The sequence below is a fragment of the Muriicola sp. genome, assembly GCF_041567615.1.
Lineage (GTDB): Bacteria > Bacteroidota > Bacteroidia > Flavobacteriales > Flavobacteriaceae > Muriicola.
In genome coordinates, this window is record NZ_JBFGBM010000217.1 from 1 (window position 1) to 3,820 (window position 3,820).

Below are 3,820 nucleotides of genomic sequence, written 5' to 3' on the forward strand. Positions count from 1 at the left end.
CCGAACAAACTGAAGAAAAAGGAGCGATTAGTAGGACTAAAGTCACAGTCTTTCAGGAGCATAGAAGTGAGGTGCTTAACGTGGACTTGGATATATCTTATGATGCCATCTTAAATACCAATTTCATTGACTCGTCAGGAAGAACTGTCCTAACCCCTGGGAGTAGAAAGGTAAATAAAGGTAAAAACCTCTTGGAATACGATATGAGGATGGTCCCTTCTCAGGTACTCATAATGAATGTATATACCGGCAGGGAGATCATATCCAAAAAGATACTCTACAGGAAATAAATTCTGAAAAATCATTCCAAATCAAAAAGCTCCCTGTACTGAGGGAGCTTTTTTGTTGGCTATGTTTGGTAAGATTTGGGATTTCAAATATGCGTGATTGATGACCCAAATAAAAAGTTAAGTTGTAAAATTTCGGATTTTGTATGTTAATGCATGTGATCTTGTTGTGATATATTTTCCTTCTATGTCTGCAGATAAAACTTCAATAAAAAATGGCTGCACGTGGCAGCCATTTTAGTGATGGGCATAATCAGTATTAGTTATTTGTATCAGGGATCATGACCTTGTTCAATACATGGATCACCCCATTGCCTGCCTGTACGTCCACGGCGATGATACCTATGTCACTGGTACCTGATCCGTCGGTTACGTCGGCAATGTTATCTCCTGTGCCGGGGAGGTTGATGGTGATGTCATCTCCTTCCAGGGTAGCGGCCGTGATGCCGTCTGTGAGATCACCGGAACGAACGTTGGCTCCGCCTACCACGTGGTGCAGCAATACCTGGGTCAGTACAGGCTCATCCGGAATGGAAGGCAAGGCATCAAAGGCAGCGTTGGTAGGGGCGAAGACTGTGAAATCGGGATCGATTCCGTCCCCGTTTCCTCCTTCTGTCCTCGAAAGTATACCCGCGAAATCGGTATTTGGGGTCAGTTCTGTCAAAGCGCTTACCAGGGTGGAGAAGTTCGGGTCAGCCACGGCAAAGGTCACCACGGTGGGAATGTCGATAACCGCGTCTACAATGTGCACTACCCCGTTAGTGGCATCCACGTCTGCCGTAATCACATCAGAAATGCCGTTGATGGTCACACCTGAAGAGGTGTTGATGAACAGACTCAGATTGTTGCCACCGGCCCCGGCAGTAGAAAGGGAGCTGACATAGCCAGAAGAAAGACTGCCTGAAGTAAATTCTCCAGAAACCACGTGGTTTAACAGTACCTGGGTCAGGATCTCTACAGGCACATCCTCAAGGGAGGCGAAGTTGTTGGCGTTCAGGAATGCCTCGAAAGCGGCATTGGTAGGGGCAAATACCGTAAATGGACCATCTGCCTGAAGAGCGGAAACCAGGTCAGCTCTTTGGAGAGCAGCTACCAGAATACTGAGGTCATCAGTGGCGATAGCCAGGTCTACGATGTCAGAATCTTGCTGTTCGATGGGGATGTTCCCGTCGTCATCAGAACAGGAACCCATCAGAACCACGGCAAAAACAAAAAGAAAAAATTTCAATAGTTTAGAAGTTGTTTTCATGGCTAATTTTTTTATTATTGTTGAATGAATTTATTATAAAAATTAAACAAAAAAGAAGGTTTATTAAATCTTTAACACCGAGGTTGAATACTCCTTAAAGGTTCTTAAAGAATATAGTTAAGACTTAACTCTGCCCAATGGATGCCCAAAATGGATTAGGGTATTAATGTTTAATATAAATTAAAAAATAATTAACAATATCTTTTAAATGTTCTGGCTTGAGACCTTGCTGATCCAGACGTAATGCCTCGTAGTGAAATGTCCAGTATTTCGTATTTTTGCCAATCGAATACAGGTATGAAAAAGGTAGTAGTTGGACTTTCAGGAGGGGTAGACAGCAGCGTGGCGGCCTACCTACTGAAACAACAGGGATACGAGGTTATAGGTCTTTTCATGAAGAACTGGCATGACGATTCCGTCACCATCTCCAAAGAATGTCCCTGGCTGGAGGACAGCAATGATGCCCTGATCGTAGCAGAAAAGCTGGGAATCCCCTTTCAGACTGTCGACCTGAGCGCACAGTACAAAGAGCGAATCGTGGATTATATGTTCCGGGAATACGAAATGGGCAGGACCCCTAACCCGGATGTGCTTTGTAACCGGGAAATCAAGTTCGATGTATTCATGAAGATTGCGCTTGGCCTGGGTGCCGATTACGTGGCGACGGGTCATTACTGCCGCAAAGGAGAGACCAAGGATCAACAGGGGCGTACGGTCTATCAGCTTCTCGCAGGTAAGGATCCCAACAAAGATCAGTCCTATTTCCTATGCCAGCTCTCCCAGGAGCAACTGGCCCGGACCCTGTTTCCCATAGGTGAACTCACCAAACCGGAGGTGCGAAAGATAGCCGCTGAAAATAAATTAGTGACGGCTGATAAAAAAGATTCACAGGGACTTTGTTTTATCGGGAAGGTGAGACTGCCGGAATTCCTCCAGCAGCAGCTCAAACCCAAAAAAGGGGATATCGTAGAGGTACCGGCCGATGCCAGACACTATCAGAAGACCCGTCCTGAATTTAACAACAAAAGGGAAGAACTTCTCTTTCATTCCGAAAAACCCGCGTATACCCCCGAGGACGGAAAAGTGGTGGGGGAACACCTGGGTGCACACTATTTTACGATCGGCCAGCGCAAAGGTCTGGATGTGGGCGGCACTCCTGAACCCCTGTTTGTGATTGGGACCGATGTAGAACAGAATGTAATTTATACGGGACAGGGCAAATCCCATCCCGGTTTGTACCGAAAAACACTCTTTGTCAGGCAGGAAGAAGTGCATTGGGTCCGCACCGATCTCACCCTTCAACCCGATGAGACCCTGGAAGTCATGGCGAGAATCCGTTACAGACAAACCCTGCAGAAAGCGACCCTATATCAGATGGAACACGGCCTTTACGTCGATTTTGCCGAAAAGCAATCGGCCATCACCGAAGGCCAGTTCGTCGCCTGGTATCTAGGAGAGGAATTAGTGGGATCAGGGGTGATCTCCTGAGAGTTTTCCATCTGTCAACCCTCAACAGAAAATGTGCATATGAATAACAGAATCACAACTCTTTTTGGAATTCAATATCCCATAGTACAGGCCGGGATGATCTGGGCAAGTGGGTGGAGGCTGGCCTCCGCGGTTTCCAATGCAGGAGGACTCGGATTACTCGGTGCAGGCAGCATGTATCCCGAAGTATTGAGGGAGCATATCGAGAAATGCAAGAAAGCTACCTCTAAACCTTTCGGAGTTAACGTCCCTATGCTCTACCCGGATATCGATAAATTGATGGAGATCATTGTGGAGACGCAGGTGCCCATCGTCTTTACTTCTGCGGGTAACCCTGCCACCTGGACAACCCATCTCAAGGAAAAAGGTATCACGGTGGTGCACGTGGTCAGCAGCGTAAAATTTGCACTCAAGGCTCAGCAGGCAGGGGTAGATGCCGTGGTAGCCGAAGGTTTTGAGGCGGGAGGACACAACGGCCGGGATGAGACCACAACCCTGACTTTGATCCCGGCTGTCAAAGAAAAGATCCATATCCCGCTGATCGCTGCCGGTGGAATTGCCACGGGCAGGTCCATGCTGGCAGCCATGGTACTGGGGGCAGACGGCGTCCAGGTCGGCAGCCGTTTTGTGGCCTCAGCCGAGGCCTCTTCCCACAGAGAGTTTAAGGACAGGGTGGTTGCAGCCGGGGAGGGGGATACTCAGCTCACCTTAAAGGACCTCGCGCCTGTGCGTATGCTTAAGAACGGGTTCTACCAACAGGTACAGGAGGCCTACAGCCGTTGCGCTACCCCGGAAG

The 3,820-nt window shown here is 48.0% G+C and carries 4 protein-coding genes; 3 read left to right on the plus strand and 1 reads right to left on the minus strand.

The window, feature by feature from the left end; genetic code table 11:
• Positions 1-290: hypothetical protein (locus tag ABYP73_RS12025; RefSeq protein WP_372974488.1), on the plus strand; the 290-nt coding region annotated here is incomplete at its 5' end.
• A gap of 256 nt (positions 291-546) precedes the next feature.
• Here the strand turns inward: ABYP73_RS12025 and ABYP73_RS12030 are convergent.
• The gene (locus tag ABYP73_RS12030) at positions 547-1,536 is read right to left on the minus strand and encodes a fasciclin domain-containing protein (RefSeq protein ID WP_372974489.1); all 990 of its coding nucleotides are present in this window, start codon (positions 1,534-1,536) and stop codon (positions 547-549) included.
• A gap of 297 nt (positions 1,537-1,833) precedes the next feature.
• Between ABYP73_RS12030 and mnmA the strand changes: the two genes are divergently transcribed.
• Both mnmA and ABYP73_RS12040 read left to right on the plus strand, forming a co-directional pair.
• A complete protein-coding gene (gene mnmA / locus ABYP73_RS12035) occupies positions 1,834-3,024 on the plus strand; it encodes a tRNA 2-thiouridine(34) synthase MnmA (protein WP_372974490.1) in 1,191 nt (396 codons plus the stop codon).
• A 39-nt stretch (positions 3,025-3,063) separates the two neighbouring features.
• The coding region (locus ABYP73_RS12040; RefSeq protein ID WP_372974491.1) for an NAD(P)H-dependent flavin oxidoreductase at positions 3,064-3,820 on the plus strand (757 nt) is incomplete at its 3' end.

Excerpts from the sequence above, each read along its gene's own strand:
- mnmA (WP_372974490.1), top strand. The coding sequence starts at position 1,834 with ATGAAAAAGGTAGTAGTTGGACTTTCAGGAGGGGTAGACAGCAGCGTG.
- ABYP73_RS12030 (WP_372974489.1), bottom strand. The coding sequence starts at position 1,536 with ATGAAAACAACTTCTAAACTATTGAAATTTTTTCTTTTTGTTTTTGCC.